Origin of the sequence: Roseburia sp. 1XD42-34, from assembly GCF_009917385.1 — a bacterium.
Classification (GTDB): domain Bacteria; phylum Bacillota; class Bacilli; order Bacillales; family Amphibacillaceae; genus Virgibacillus.
In genome coordinates, this window is record NZ_QWLJ01000020.1 from 34,416 (window position 1) to 48,936 (window position 14,521).

12 protein-coding genes are annotated in these 14,521 nt (G+C 38.7%); 10 read left to right on the top strand and 2 right to left on the bottom strand.

Annotated features, from left to right (window positions below):
• Positions 1–45: 45 nt before the first annotated feature.
• Both D1839_RS12045 and D1839_RS12050 read right to left on the bottom strand, forming a co-directional pair.
• On the bottom strand, positions 46–1,395 hold the full coding sequence (locus tag D1839_RS12045) for an aspartate kinase (RefSeq protein WP_120380155.1): 1,350 nt from the start codon (positions 1,393–1,395) through the stop codon (positions 46–48).
• A 286-nt stretch (positions 1,396–1,681) separates the two neighbouring features.
• A complete protein-coding gene (locus D1839_RS12050) occupies positions 1,682–1,933 on the bottom strand; it encodes a DUF2627 domain-containing protein (RefSeq protein ID WP_120380156.1) in 252 nt (83 codons plus the stop codon).
• 525 nt (positions 1,934–2,458) lie between these two features.
• Between D1839_RS12050 and D1839_RS12055 the strand changes: the two genes are divergently transcribed.
• The 10 genes from D1839_RS12055 to D1839_RS12100 all read left to right on the top strand — a co-directional run bounded on the left by D1839_RS12055 (position 2,459) and on the right by D1839_RS12100 (position 14,461).
• Entirely contained in the window at positions 2,459–4,522 is a 2,064-nt protein-coding gene (locus D1839_RS12055; RefSeq protein ID WP_120380187.1) for a sigma 54-interacting transcriptional regulator, read from the top strand.
• 118 nt (positions 4,523–4,640) lie between these two features.
• Entirely contained in the window at positions 4,641–5,567 is a 927-nt protein-coding gene (gene yqiS, locus D1839_RS12060) for a phosphate butyryltransferase (RefSeq protein ID WP_120380157.1), read from the top strand.
• On the top strand, positions 5,567–6,661 hold the full coding sequence (locus D1839_RS12065) for a Leu/Phe/Val dehydrogenase (RefSeq protein WP_120380158.1): 1,095 nt from the start codon (positions 5,567–5,569) through the stop codon (positions 6,659–6,661). The genes yqiS and D1839_RS12065 overlap by 1 nt, the downstream gene beginning before the upstream one ends.
• An 86-nt stretch (positions 6,662–6,747) precedes the next feature.
• Complete coding sequence (gene buk, locus D1839_RS12070) at positions 6,748–7,833, top strand: butyrate kinase (protein WP_199690103.1); 1,086 nt, start codon at positions 6,748–6,750, stop codon at positions 7,831–7,833.
• 18 nt (positions 7,834–7,851) lie between these two features.
• A complete protein-coding gene (lpdA, locus tag D1839_RS12075; RefSeq protein ID WP_120380160.1) occupies positions 7,852–9,273 on the top strand; it encodes a dihydrolipoyl dehydrogenase in 1,422 nt (473 codons plus the stop codon).
• Between the two features lie 23 nt (positions 9,274–9,296).
• A complete protein-coding gene (locus D1839_RS12080; RefSeq protein ID WP_120380161.1) occupies positions 9,297–10,289 on the top strand; it encodes a thiamine pyrophosphate-dependent dehydrogenase E1 component subunit alpha in 993 nt (330 codons plus the stop codon).
• 15 nt (positions 10,290–10,304) lie between these two features.
• A complete protein-coding gene (locus tag D1839_RS12085; RefSeq protein WP_120380162.1) occupies positions 10,305–11,288 on the top strand; it encodes an alpha-ketoacid dehydrogenase subunit beta in 984 nt (327 codons plus the stop codon).
• 22 nt (positions 11,289–11,310) lie between these two features.
• Positions 11,311–12,573, top strand: coding sequence for a dihydrolipoamide acetyltransferase family protein (locus D1839_RS12090; protein WP_120380163.1), 1,263 nt, complete (start codon positions 11,311–11,313; stop codon positions 12,571–12,573).
• 298 nt (positions 12,574–12,871) lie between these two features.
• Positions 12,872–13,303 carry a BrxA/BrxB family bacilliredoxin gene (locus D1839_RS12095; protein WP_120380164.1) on the top strand — a complete coding sequence of 144 codons (432 nt, stop codon included), beginning with the start codon at positions 12,872–12,874 and terminating at the stop codon, positions 13,301–13,303.
• 180 nt (positions 13,304–13,483) lie between these two features.
• Positions 13,484–14,461, top strand: a complete 978-nt coding sequence (locus tag D1839_RS12100) for an aromatic acid exporter family protein (protein WP_120380165.1) — start codon at positions 13,484–13,486, stop codon at positions 14,459–14,461.
• Positions 14,462–14,521: the final 60 nt, after the last annotated feature.

The window sequence follows — 14,521 nt, forward strand, 5'->3', positions numbered from 1 at the left end:
AGAAATTTGACAATTTCCCTATTGCGTGTAACATGTAAACCATTCTTATTTTACAAAAAAAGCAGTGTATAATGATTGTACAGCTTTTTCCAAATCTTCTGCTTTGATTCCAAACATCATGGAAACTTCTGAGGAACCTTGGTTAATCATTTCAATATTTACATTTGCACTGGAAATAGCAGACGTTGCTTTTTGAGCAACGCCAATTGTGCGGACAAGTCCTTCACCAACTATCATGATCATAGCCAGATTCCGATGAATTGAAATTAGGTCTGGTTGCAGTTCTTTTTGAATGCGTTTCAATACTTGCTTCTCTTTTTCTAGAGGTAAATGCTTTTCACGAATAATGATTGACAAATCATCTATGCCTGATGGTGCATGCTCAAAAGAAATACCTTCATCTTCTAAGATAGAAAATACTTTTCGACCAAAACCAATTTCCCGATTCATTAAGTATTTACTGATGTATATACTGCAAAACCCTGTGTCGCTGGCGATCCCGACAACACACTTCTCGCTTGGCTTTTTCTCAGAAACAATTAATGTTCCTGGCGCTTGAGGATTGTTCGTATTTTTAATACATACAGGTATTTCTTCGCGGTAAGCTGGGATGAGCGCTTCATCATGAAACACTGAAAATCCCGCGTAAGATAATTCGCGCATTTCTTTATAAGTAAGCGTAGTGATTTTCTTAGGATTGTGTACAATTGACGGATTAACAGCATAGACGGAGTCTACATCGGTATAATTCTCGTATAGGTCTGCTTTAATCCCTGCAGCAATAATGGAACCAGTAATATCAGAACCTCCACGTGAGAAAGTAATTAATTTACCTTCTTTTGTATAGCCAAAAAATCCAGGAATTACTAAAATCTCTTTTGTTGATCGTAAACTATAAATTTTTTTAAAGCTTTCTGGCAATATTTTTGCATTTCCCGGTTCATCGCTTACCGTCACACCAGCATCGTGAGGGTTCAAATAGCGCGCATTTAAACCACAAGAAGCAAGGTATGCGCTCAGAATTTTAGCTGAACTATCTTCGCCAACAGCTTTTAATGCATCCAACCTTTCTGCAGGATTAGCATCATTATGTAACTGATTTTCAATGGTTTGTTTAATATTATCTAAAATAGAAGCAGATAACTCAAGCTGTTCGATAATTTCAGCAAATCTTCGCATAATAGGATCTATATATTGGTTTACGGAAGTGCCTTGTTCGTGGGCATCCCATAGTTCAATTAACATATCTGTTATTTTTTTATCTGTTTTGTATCGTTTTCCAGGTGCGGAAACGACAATAAATTTCTTTTGGAGGTCCATCTTAATAATATCGGCAACTTTTTTTATCTGTTTTGCACTAGCGACAGAGCTTCCTCCAAATTTTGCTACTTTCACGCCAAATTCCTCCCGCTGTATTTTTATTTTTCATCATATCATAAATTCAGTTTATTTTGCACATTAAAAATAAATAAACAGCAACTGTAATTAAAAAATGGTTCGTTATGTGGAAAATAATTTTATGTTCAAGAAGTGATAAAATAAATTTCACCAACGAGTAGGATTAAGATTATATGTCGCATAAAAAGAACAAGGACGAAAACGTCCGTTTAGCAATATCAATGACGTCTTATCGTAGGGCGATTTCGCGAAGTCCGTTCCCTATATAAAAAAAGATGGGTGCTTATTCCCCATCTGCATAACATTTTTTTTTCAGTTGTTGAGTTCTTTGGCGTTTTCGATCCCGATGGATAATAAACCCACCGATAAAGGCTAGTCCAGCTAAAAATAAAATAAGTCCAACGATAAATTGGATACTGTTATGAAAAAATATTGGATAAAAAGAAGCAAACAATGTGTCTCTCATCAATTTTATTCCAATTGCTGCAACCACGCCAGGAATAAATAACAGAATTATAGCTATGATTCGAACCATCCCATATTTCCCTCCATTAATGTCACGTTCAGTATAGCAAAAAAATATATAAAAAGAAATAAAGTAAAGCTCTAATCCTTTATGGACTCTCTTATCCCTATGAATTGTATTACTGTAAATACTATAGGCTAAATCGCATCATACATAACGCGTTTTGACGTCTAGTGGCTCTAATTAAGGGAATGAATCAAATGACCTGCGGGTAACTACCATTTCAAATAAGGATTTGTCATTTGCAAAAAACAGAAAATATATACAACTCATCTTTGACTTTAAAATACTAAAAATTGTTTTGCTCAGTCAGTGAAGAAGGACGGTCATGGAAAACGAAGATAGCTTACGGAGAGCTATTGGACATAACACTAAAGGCTTTTTATAGAACTAGAGGTCAAACAAAATCGACGAGGAAAGAAATATAACGTAAAAAAGTATTGACAAATTTGAAGATAAATCACAATTGCATTACTTTGCATACTAACGTAAGATAGAAATATGCAAAATAGTGCAATATGGGATGGTGGGGAAATGAAGCGCGTTCTTATCGTTGGTGCTGGTAAAGGTGGAAGTGTGTTACTAAATATTTTAAACGCTACACATACGATGAAAGTGGTTGCTGTAATTGACACTAATCTATCTGCTCCAGGTATCGAGATGGCCAAAGAATCGGACATCCCTGTGAGTCAATCGTGGAAACAATGGGTTGACAAAGATATTGACATCATCATTGAAGCAACTGGTAATGAACATGTGCTAGAAGAGTTATTAGAGCGACGGGAACGAAAAACAGTTGTTATTCCTGGAACAGTTGCTTATATTATTTCTGAACTGTTTGATGAAAAGCAGGAGCTTTTAGAAAAAATAGCACTGCAAATGCAAAATCAAAATTTAATTTTAAACAATATACGTGACGGTATGATTGTCGTGAACAATTATGGCATCGTTACTTTTGTCAATAAAAGTGCGGAAACGATTATTGACCTAGCTAAAAGTGAACTAGAAGGGGAACGAATTGAAAACATCATTAAAAATACTAGACTGCCTGAAGTGTTAAAAAGCCGAAGACGAGAAATTAATCAGAAATTAACATTGGAAAATGGTAAGCAAATTATTGCAACACGAATTCCTATTATTCGTGCGGATAACCGTCTTTTAGGCGCTTTTGCTGTTTTTAAAGATATTACAGAAGTCGTCCATTTAGCGGAGGAAAATACCGACTTAAAAGAAATCAAAACGATGTTAGAGGCTATTATTCATTCTTCTGATGAAGCTATAAGCGTTGTAGACGAACAGGGGCTAGGTTTAATGATTAATCCTGCCTATACTAAAATAACTGGCTTAGCTGAAACAGATGTGATTGGGAAGCCAGCAACTACTGATATTTCTGAAGGTGAAAGTGTACATATGCGCGTCCTACAAACAAGAAGAGCGGTGAGGGGAGTGTTGATGAAGGTCGGCCCGAATAAAAAGGAAGTCTATGTCAATGTGGCTCCGGTTATTGTAGACGGAAAATTGAAAGGTAGTGTTGGTGTACTGCATGATATATCAGAAGTGCAATCATTAACGAATGAATTAAAACGCGCACGCCAAATCATTCGTAATTTAGAAGCAAAATATACATTTGACGATATTATTGGTACTTCATCGGAAATGAAAATTGCTTTAGAACAAGCAAAAGTAGGTGCGAGAACACCTGCTACCGTTTTGCTTCGAGGTGCTTCTGGAACAGGGAAAGAATTGTTTGCTCATGCGATCCACAATGAAAGCGACCGTAAACATTATAAGTTTATTCGTGTAAACTGTGCAGCTATCGCAGAGTCGATTTTAGAAAGTGAACTATTTGGTTACGAAGAAGGAGCCTTTACCGGTGCTAAACGGGGGGGAAAGAAAGGTCTGTTTGAAGAAGCGGATAATGGCAGCATTTTTTTAGATGAAATTGGTGAGCTATCCTTGCATATGCAAGCCAAATTACTACGCGTTCTGCAAGAAAATGAAATTGTTCGCGTAGGAGGAACAACACCGATTACAATAAACGTGCGGGTGATTACAGCTACCCATGTGAACTTGGAAAAAGCGATCATGGCCAAAACGTTTCGGGAAGATCTTTACTATCGGTTAAATCGCTTGCCTATATTTATTCCGCCTTTAAAAGACAGACTCTCTGATCTTTCTCTACTGGCTAAGCATATTATTACAAAGATTAATCAAGATTATGGTAGAGACGTGCAAGATCTATCCGAAGAAGCTTTAGCGGTTTTAAAGAATTATCATTGGCCAGGCAATATTCGCGAACTGGAGAACGTACTTGGTAGAGCTATGATCTATATGGGAATACATGAAAAAGTGATTCAGCAATCGCATTTGCCAAATTTAACGAGTGTGGTTGCAGACCATACTTTTTCGTCCCCTATTAAAGCAAACCACCAACCTTTGCAACGTGCTATAGAACAATATGAAAAAAATTATATTCAACAGGTTTATGAACGCAATGACTATAATAAAACGAAAACAGCTAAGGAATTGCAAATCTCGATTCGAAATCTTTATTATAAGGTGGAAAAGTACCAGATTGCAAAACCTGACCTGCAATAAAATGCAGGTTTATGAAATTTATTGCAGACTAAATTCTGGCAAATGAAACGCTTTCAACTTGTGGGTTTTGGCACATAATTTGCTATATGACTGTGGAGCGAATCGTAAGGAGGATCATATGGACAGTTTGATAGAATTAAAATTTGCCGCTAAAAAGGAAGATAAAAAAGTCGTCTCTGTAGCAAATGCCGAAGACGAGAATATTTTGCAGGTTGTAAAAATGGCATTGGAAGAAGATTTATGTCAGTTTTTATTAGTTGGCGATGAACTGAAAATCATGGAGTTAGCGAAACAAATTGGGCTTGATTTGTATAATTGGCGAGAAAAAGTCACTATTAAACATGAAACTGATATGACAAACATAGCACAATCAGCCATCCGCGCTGTGAAGCAAGAGCAAGCAGATATTGTTATGAAAGGGAAAATACCGACTAAAAAGGTCTTGCAAGCAGTGCTACACAAAGAGCAAGGCTTGCGAACGGGGAAGGTTTTGTCTCACGTGGCAGCATTTGAAGTCCCAAGTCAAGAAAAATTAGTACTATTAACAGATGCTGCTATGAATATTGCTCCAGATATTCAACAAAAGGCAACCATCGTTAAAAATGCAGTGAAAGTGGCACAAAATATTGGTATCAGCCTACCTAAAGTAGCTGCTTTAGCACCAGTAGAAGTAATTAATCCTGCAATGCCATCCACAGTTGATGCAGCGGCATTAACACAAATGCAACGGAGAGGACAAATCGAAAACTGTCTCCTTGATGGTCCGCTAGCTTTTGACAATGCTGTTTCTAAAGATGCTGCAGCTCAAAAAGGAATTTCATCTGAAGTTGCTGGAGATGCAGATATACTCCTCGTTCCTTCCATTGAGGTGGGTAACGCCTTATACAAATCATTTGTGTATTATGCACAAGCAAAAGTAGCGGCAATTATTAGTGGAGCTAAAGCACCAATTGTGTTAACGTCACGAGCTGATCCAATCGAAAGTAAATTATATTCGCTGTCCCTTGCAATTATGACAGCTACACCAAATAGGAGGGAACTTTAATGGAACTATTTCGTTATATGGAACATGATGATTATGAACAGGTCGTATTTTGTCAGGACAAGAACTCTGGTTTAAAAGCAATCATTGTTATTCATGATACAACTTTAGGTCCTGCTTTAGGTGGTACAAGAATGTGGACGTATGAAACTGAAGAAGCAGCTCTTGAGGATGCGCTTCGGCTAGCTAAAGGAATGACGTATAAAAATGCTGCTGCCGGCTTAAATTTAGGCGGTGGAAAAACAGTTATTATTGGGGATCCGAAAACAGATAAGAATCCAGAAATGTTTCGTGCGTTTGGGCGTTATATTCAAGGACTAAATGGGCGCTATATCACAGCTGAGGATGTAGGAACAACAGTACATGATATGGATCTTATTCATATGGAGACAGATTTTGTAACTGGTATTTCCCCTGAATCAGGCTCTTCTGGAAATCCTTCTCCAGTAACTGGGTACGGGGTTTATAAGGGGATGAAGGCAGCTGCTAAGGAAGCATTTGGCGATGATTCATTAACCGGGAAGACGATCGCTGTACAAGGTGTAGGTAACGTCGCCTATGCACTTTGTGAACATCTACATAAAGAAGGAGCACGCTTGGTCGTTACTGACATTAATCAGGCAGCGATACAGCGAGCAGTAGATGATTTCGCTGCTGAAGCAGTTGAGCCAGATGCGATTTATGATGTAAATTGTGATATTTATGCACCATGTGCGTTAGGTGCAACGATTAATGATGAGACCATTCCAAGAATGAAAGCAAAAGTGATAGCTGGTTCTGCTAACAATCAATTGAAAGAGTCACGACATGGTGATATGATTCACAAGCAGGGAATTATTTATGCTCCTGATTATGTCATTAATTCTGGTGGAGTGATCAATGTTGCCGATGAATTACAAGGGTATAATTATGACCGAGCAATGAAAAAGGTAGAAACCATTTATGACAGCTTACAAAAAGTGTTTTCCATTGCTAAACGTGACCATATTCCTACTTATCTAGCTGCTGATCGGATGGCAGAAGAAAGAATTAAGTCTGAATATCGTTCCAGAAGCCAGTTTTTATTAAATAGTCACCATATTTTAAGTAGAAGATAAGCTAACTCCACCATCCGTGGCTTATTTCTCCACGGATGGCTTCATTGTCAAAATGCAAAGCGAAAATACATGAGGAGCGATGTGTATTGCAGGCTATCTTTAGGACCCTTGTTATCAACCCTGGTTCAACATCGACCAAAATTGGTGTGTTCGATAATGAAGGGTGTATATTCGAAAAAACAATTCGACATGCTGTGGAGGAAATACAAGGTTTTCAGTCCATCAGTGAACAGAAATCTTTTCGTAAAGTTGTTATATTGGAGCAACTTGATTATGAAGGAATTAACATCTCTAAACTGGATGCGGTTTGTGCTCGAGGCGGTTTAATTCGGCCTATAGCAGGTGGAACGTATGAAGTGAATAAAGCAATGTTAGCTGACTTGGAAATGGGCTATAATGGGCATCACGCTTCAAATTTGGGCGGCATTATTGCAAATGAAATTGCTTCTGCACTCCATATTTCAGCATATATTGTAGACCCGGTCGTAGTGGATGAGCTAGCTGATATAGCACGCTATTCCGGTATACCTGAAATACCTAGAAAAAGTATTTTTCATGCACTTAATCAAAAGGCAGTTGCCCGCCGAGTTGCCAAACAGTTAGATGGAACGTACGAAGGAATGAACTTCATTGTGACACATATGGGAGGCGGGATAACCATTGGTGCTCATCATCATGGAAGAGTGATTGATGTGAACAATGGTTTGCATGGAGAAGGACCTTTTTCTCCTGAGAGAGCAGGTACGGTGCCAGTTGGTGATTTAGTTTCAATGTGCTTTTCAGGGCAATATTACTTAGAAGAGGTCATGCGTAAAATTGTTGGTAATGGCGGATTAATGGGCTATTTACAAACGAGTGATGCTACAGAAGTTGAAAAACGAATTGCTTGTGGTGATACATATGCTAAACAAATTTATGAAGCAATGGCTTATCAAGTCGCTAAAGAAATTGCTGCAATGAGTTCTGTATTACATGGCAATGTGGATGCTATCGTGTTGACGGGCGGTCTAGCATATGGCAAATCTTTTACCAATATGATTATAGATCGAGTGGATTGGATAGCTGATACCGTTGTTTATCCAGGCGAGGATGAGTTGCAAGCTTTAAATGAAGGTGTACTACGGGTATTGCGTGGAGAAGAGAAGCCAAAGGTCTATCCAGGCCAGGCATGATAAAAAGGAGTGAATAAATTGGCAACAGAATATGATTTAGTCGTACTTGGAGGTGGAACGGGCGGTTACGTAGCTGCAATCCGCGCCTCGCAGCTTGGAATGAAAGTAGCTGTTGTAGAGAAAAGGGAGCTAGGGGGTACGTGCTTACATCGAGGTTGTATTCCTTCAAAAGCATTGTTGCGCAGTGCTGAAGTATACAGGCAGACGAAAGAGGCAGCTTTGTTCGGAGTAGAAACGGAATCAACAACGCTAAAATTCCCTCTCGTACAAGCGAGAAAGCAGAAAATAGTCGACCAATTGCACCAAGGCGTTAAAGGATTAATGAAAAAAGGAAAAATTGATACATACTATGGTCATGGTCGTATTTTAGGTCCGAGTATATTTTCTCCAATGGCTGGAACCATTTCTATTGAACATGGTAACGATCAAGAGAATACGATGCTTATTCCCAAGAATGTATTAATTGCCACTGGATCAGAGCCCAAAACATTGCCGGGGTTAGAAGTGGATCATTCCTTTGTGATGACATCAGATGATGCATTGCGATTAACGGAGTTACCAGATTCGATCCTGATTGTCGGTGGGGGCGTCATAGGAATTGAATGGGCGTCGATGCTAGCTGATTTTGATGTCGAAGTGACAGTTATCGAATATGCGGAGCACATCTTATCTACCGAAGATGAGGCAATTGCGAACGAGGTACAAAAATTACTGAAGAAAAAAGGAGTGTCGTTCGTAACGAGAGCAAAAGTATTGGCAGATACTATCCAAAAAGACAGTCAGATTACTTTGGAAGCAGAAATAAATGGTGAAAAGCAATCATTTCAAGCAGATAAAATGCTTGTATCTGTAGGTCGAAAGGCGAATATAAGTAATATAGGTCTGGAAAACACGGATATTGTTGTAGACCATGACGTGATTCAGACCAATGCATTTTATCAAACAAAAGAAACACATATCTATGCTATTGGTGATGTTATCGGTGGTATGCAACTTGCCCATGTTGCCTCACATGAAGGTATAGTTGCTGTAGAACATATGGCAAATCAAGCCCCATTGCCTATTGACTATTTGCAAGTACCTTCCTGCATCTACTCGAACCCCGAAGTAGCAAGTGTCGGTTTAACCGAAAAACAAGCGAAAGAACGAGGTTATGACGTAAAAGTAGGAAAATTTCCTTTTCAGGCAATTGGAAAAGCACTTGTTTACGGAGAAACAGATGGTTTTGTGAAAATCATTGCTGATAAACAAAATGATGATCTATTAGGCGTCCATATGGTTGGACCTCATGTAACCGATATGATCTCTGAAGCTGGTTTAGCAAAAGTGCTTGATGCTACTCCATGGGAGATTGCGCACTCTATTCATCCACACCCAACCTTAGCAGAGGTGTTTGGTGAAGCAGCACTTGCTGTCGATGGAAACCAAATACATGGATAAATAATTGAAGGAGGGAACTTTTTATGTCAGAAAAAGACTATCAAACTTTAGGACTTACGGATAAGCAGGTTTTGGATATTTACCGAGTGATGTTACTTGCCCGAAAAATTGATGAACGAATGTGGTTGCTTAACCGTGCTGGGAAAATTCCATTTGTTATATCCTGTCAAGGACAGGAGGCTGCGCAAGTCGGAGCAGCGTTTGCGTTAAATCGAGAAAAGGACTATGTTGCTCCTTATTATCGTGACATGGGGGTCGTGCTGGCGTTTGGTATGACGACTACAGATTTAATGCTATCTGGCTTTGCTAAAGCCGAGGACCCAAACTCTGGTGGAAGACAAATGCCTGGTCACTTCGGGCAAAAGAAAAATCGGATACTGACAGGTTCATCACCGGTAACGACACAGCTTCCACATGCAGTCGGCGTCGCATTAGCTGCTAAAATGAAGCAGGATCCTATTGTTTCGTTTGTAACATTAGGCGAAGGGTCTTCTAACCAAGGTGATTTTCATGAAGGATTGAATTTTGCAGGAGTACATAAACTTCCTGTTATTACAATGGTAGAAAACAATCAGTATGCCATTTCTGTCCCTATCGAAAAACAAATTGCTAGCAAAACGGTGGCTGAGCGAGCACAATCGTACGGTATGCCAGGAGTTATGGTAGATGGAAATGACCCGTTAGCAGTTTATGATGCTGTGAAACAAGCACGTGAACGAGCAATGAACGGAGAAGGCCCGACATTAATAGAAGCTGTTTCTTATCGTCTAACAGCTCATTCCAGCGATGATGATGATCGGTTGTATCGGAATAGTGAAGAAGTAGATGAAGCAAAGAAAAAAGATTCCATCGTCACGTTTGCAAAGTATTTAAAAGATGCAGGCGTTTTAACGGACCAATTGGAAAAAGAAATGAATGAAACGATTCAGAAAGAAGTAAACGAAGCAACTGACTATGCAGAGAATGCCCCATATGCTGAACCGGAAGATGCATTAAAATTTGTTTATGAAAAGTAAGGAGGGGGAAATACAATGCCAGTAATGTCTTATATTCAAGCAGTAACTACTGCTTTACGTGAAGAGATGCAACGAGATGAGAATGTGTTTGTTTTAGGGGAAGATGTTGGTAAAAAAGGTGGGGTTTTTCGTGCTACCGATGGTCTATATGAAGAATTTGGCGAAGCAAGAGTGCTGGATACGCCACTTGCAGAATCAGCTATTGCAGGAGTCGGTATAGGCGCGGCAATGTACGGTATGCGTCCTGTTGCGGAAATGCAATTTGCAGACTTTATTATGCCGGCAGTTAATCAGATCATTTCCGAAGCAGCCAAAATTCGCTATCGTTCTAACAATGATTGGCATGTGCCGATGACCATTCGTGCTCCTTATGGCGGAGGTGTCCATGGGGCACTTTATCACTCCCAATCAGTAGAGGCAGTATTTGCTAATCAACCAGGATTAAAAATAGTTATGCCTTCTACACCGTATGATGTGAAGGGCTTATTAAAAGCAGCTATTCGTGACAATGACCCGGTACTCTTTTTTGAACATAAACGTGCGTATAGGTTATTGAAGGGGGAAGTACCAGCAGAGGATTACGTTCTACCAATTGGCAAAGCTGATATAAAGCGAGAAGGTTCCGATATCACCGTCATTACATACGGTCTTTGTGTCCACTTTGCTCTACAGGCAGCAGAAAAACTAGCTGAAGAAGGAATTAGTGCCCACATTTTAGACCTACGAACGGTGTATCCTTTAGATCAAGAAGCAATTATTAATGCGGCGAAAAAAACTGGAAAAGTGCTTTTAATTACAGAAGATAACAAAGAAGGAAGTATTATTGGCGAAGTAGCGGCAATCATTGCCGAGCATTGTTTATTTGATTTGGATGCACCTGTACAACGGCTGGCAGGTCCAGACGTTCCTTCTATGCCATATGCACCAACAATGGAGAAGTTCTTTATGATGAATCCGGATAAAGTAGAAAAAGCAATGCGTGAATTAGCGGAATTTTAATTTGCTGTTAGGAGGTTAAACAATGGCGATAGAAAAAATCAACATGCCACAGCTTGGTGAAAGTGTAACGGAAGGCACCGTAAGTTCTTGGCTCGTTCAGGTTGGAGATGAAGTGAATAAGTATGATCCGATTGCAGAGGTTCTGACAGATAAAGTCAATGCAGAGGTCCCTTCCTCTTATAGTGGAACGATAAAGGAATTAGTTGCTAAAGAAGGAGACACTATTGAAGTAGGCGAATTGATGTGTTATATCGATACAGGTGGAGAGTCTGAGGAAATAGAAGAAGAAAGCCAGCCTGAATCAGAAAAAACAGAACAGGAGGAAGCCATACCTGTGACCGATCAGTCGATGAAAAAGCGTTACTCTCCTGCAGTATTACGTCTCGCTCAAGAACATGATATTAATCTAGAACAGGTAGCAGGTACCGGTAAATCGGGAAGAATTACTAGAAAAGATGTGGAGAAAATCATTGCTTCTGGAAAAATTCCTACGCCTAGTAAAGAGCAGCCCGATTTTAAAACGGAAGAACAAGTATCTCAACAGCTTGCCAAACCTTCTGCTACACCAAAACCAAATACGTATCCTGGCGATATCGAAATTCCTGTTACTGGAGTACGAAAAGCCATTGCGCAAAATATGGTACGCTCAACACAAGAAATACCGCATGCTTGGATGACAGTGGAAGTAGATGTAACGGACTTGGTAACGTATCGAAATGCGATAAAAGATGACTTTAAAGTAAAAGAAGGCTACGGGTTGACCTTTTTCGCTTTTTTTGTGAAAGCTGTAGCCCAAGCGTTAAAAGAATTTCCGCAGCTTAACAGTACATGGGCAGAGGATAAAATCATCCAACGTAAAGATGTGAATATCTCTATCGCGGTAGCAAAAGAGCAAGAGCTGTTTGTACCTGTTATCCATCATGCTGACGATAAAAGCATTAAAGGGATAGCAAAGCAAATTCATGAATTAGCTGTTAAAGCTCGGACAGGTAAATTAACTGCAGATGATATGAAAGACGGCACATTTACAGTCAATAATACCGGTTCATTTGGTTCCATTCACTCTATGGGAGTCATCAATTACCCACAAGCGGCTATTTTACAAGTGGAGTCGATCGTTAAACGACCCATGATTGTCAATAATATGTTCGCTGCAAGAGACATGGTTAATTTATCATTATCTTTAGATCATCGAATTTTAGATGGATTAATTTGCGGTCAATTTTTAGCTCACGTGAAAGCTATTTTAGAACAAATGAATGCACAAACGGTGAATGTTTATTAAATAAGTATAACCTGCTGTTTCTAGTGATAGATACATCGGAAACAGTAAGGTGATTGACATTAATTGTAAATAAGCTGATAGATGGCTGTCGGTTTACAATTACAGCTGAGTGATTAACAAGCAATGCATTTCATTCTAAGCTTAAAGAAAATAGTTATGACAGGAGCTTCATATATCGTAAGTCATCATAAAAAAGATACTTTAACTAGCAAATGCATTTAATTGAAATATTGTTTTAGTACTGGTATTCTAACAACAAGGTTATAAAGTATCATTATAATAAGGGGTTTGATTTTTTATGGATTTTAACATATTTATGAATGATGTGGTCAACGCTGCAAGAGAAGATATAAGAGAAGCAGGTTATGAAGAACTTACTACTCCAGAAGCTGTTGATGAAGCTCTGTCGCGCAAAGGAACAACTCTGGTTATGATTAATTCGGTTTGTGGGTGTGCTGGTGGTATTGCTAGACCAGCTGCTGCAAATGCAGTTCATTATGATAAACGTCCAGATCATTTAGTTACCGTGTTTGCTGGCCAAGATAAAGAAGCTACAGAAAGAGCAAGGACGTACTTTGAAGGATACCCACCATCCTCACCATCCTTTGCTTTTCTGAAAGACGGAAAAATTGTCACCATGTTGGAGCGTCATGACATTGAAGGTCATAATGCGATTGATGTGATTAGAAGTTTGCAAGAAATTTTTGAAAAACATTGTGAAGAAGTGTAGGTGCATGATAAAGTAAGAAAGGGCTGGCTGTCACTATTTATAGGTCAGCCTGTTTTTACGTTATGAGAGGTGGAATAGCTTAGAAAAACGGCTGGATTTTGGTCAACTCACGGCTAAATGAATGAACTTCCAACCATGAGTGAAAGACAATTATGAACTAATTTTAAAGGAGAATGACGCTTGAAGATTGGGTATCGAACGATAAAAACAGCTATCGGAACTCCAATCGCTATTTGGATTGCACAATTGTTAGGAGTTACTAATTTCGTTTCTGCAGGTATTTTAACCATTTTATGTATTCAACCATCAAGAAAGCGATCTTTTTTAAGCGCTTGGAACAGGTTTTTAGCCTGTATTATTGCATCTGTGTTTTCCATTGCTTTCTTTCATTTTATTGGCTATCATCCAATCGTGGTTGGTTTGTTATTAATGGTTTTTATTCCGGTAACTGTCCTTCTTAAAATTACGCAAGGTATTGCTACTAGCAGTGTGATTATTTTAAATTTATATGGAGCGCACTATTTAGATTTCGATTTTTTAGTGGACCAATTCTTATTAATTGTTGTCGGAATTGGAACAGGACTTGTCATGAATTTATATATGCCAAGCTTAGATCGTAAACTAAAAGAAAAACAACAAGAATTGGAGAGAAATTTTCAATTTATTTTGCATGAAATTGCGCTTTATGTCCGAAATAAAAATATTGATTGGGATGGCAAAGAAATAACAAGAATTGGAGAGATCTTAGAAGAGGCAAATGATTTAGTAGAGCGGGATAAGGAAAATCACCTATTACGAAGTAAGCATATCTATCGTGACTATTTCAAAATGCGTACTCGCCAGTTTGAATTGTTGCAACGGATGTTGCCTTTAGTTACCAGACTGCCTAAAAAAGATACTATTTCAGAAAAAATAGCCAACTTTTTTGAATCTTTATCGGAGGCTGTGCATCCAGGAAATACAGCTATCATCTATCTAGAAAAATTAGAAAACCTACGTAAAGAGTTTGATGAGGAAGATCTTCCTTGCTCTAAAGAGGAATTCGAGACAAGAGCTAATTTATTTCGGCTACTGCATGATATTGAAGATTATTTGATTGTAAAATTGAAATATAAAGAAAGCGATATTGTGAGAAAAAAGAAGCAGATGGAGAGTTAATGCAATATTAGGCGATTAGACAGTAGACAACAAGCGCCCGCTTCAGAAACAGAGATTATT

Bases quoted from the DNA above. Each gene is read 5' to 3' on its own strand.
- D1839_RS12050 (WP_120380156.1), bottom strand. From the start codon at position 1,933: ATGGTTCGAATCATAGCTATAATTCTGTTATTTATTCCTGGCGTGGTT.
- yqiS (WP_120380157.1), top strand. From the start codon at position 4,641: ATGGACAGTTTGATAGAATTAAAATTTGCCGCTAAAAAGGAAGATAAA.
- D1839_RS12055 (WP_120380187.1), top strand. From the start codon at position 2,459: ATGAAGCGCGTTCTTATCGTTGGTGCTGGTAAAGGTGGAAGTGTGTTA.
- D1839_RS12080 (WP_120380161.1), top strand. From the start codon at position 9,297: ATGTCAGAAAAAGACTATCAAACTTTAGGACTTACGGATAAGCAGGTT.
- D1839_RS12095 (WP_120380164.1), top strand. From the start codon at position 12,872: ATGGATTTTAACATATTTATGAATGATGTGGTCAACGCTGCAAGAGAA.
- D1839_RS12065 (WP_120380158.1), top strand. From the start codon at position 5,567: ATGGAACTATTTCGTTATATGGAACATGATGATTATGAACAGGTCGTA.
- D1839_RS12090 (WP_120380163.1), top strand. From the start codon at position 11,311: ATGGCGATAGAAAAAATCAACATGCCACAGCTTGGTGAAAGTGTAACG.
- D1839_RS12085 (WP_120380162.1), top strand. From the start codon at position 10,305: ATGCCAGTAATGTCTTATATTCAAGCAGTAACTACTGCTTTACGTGAA.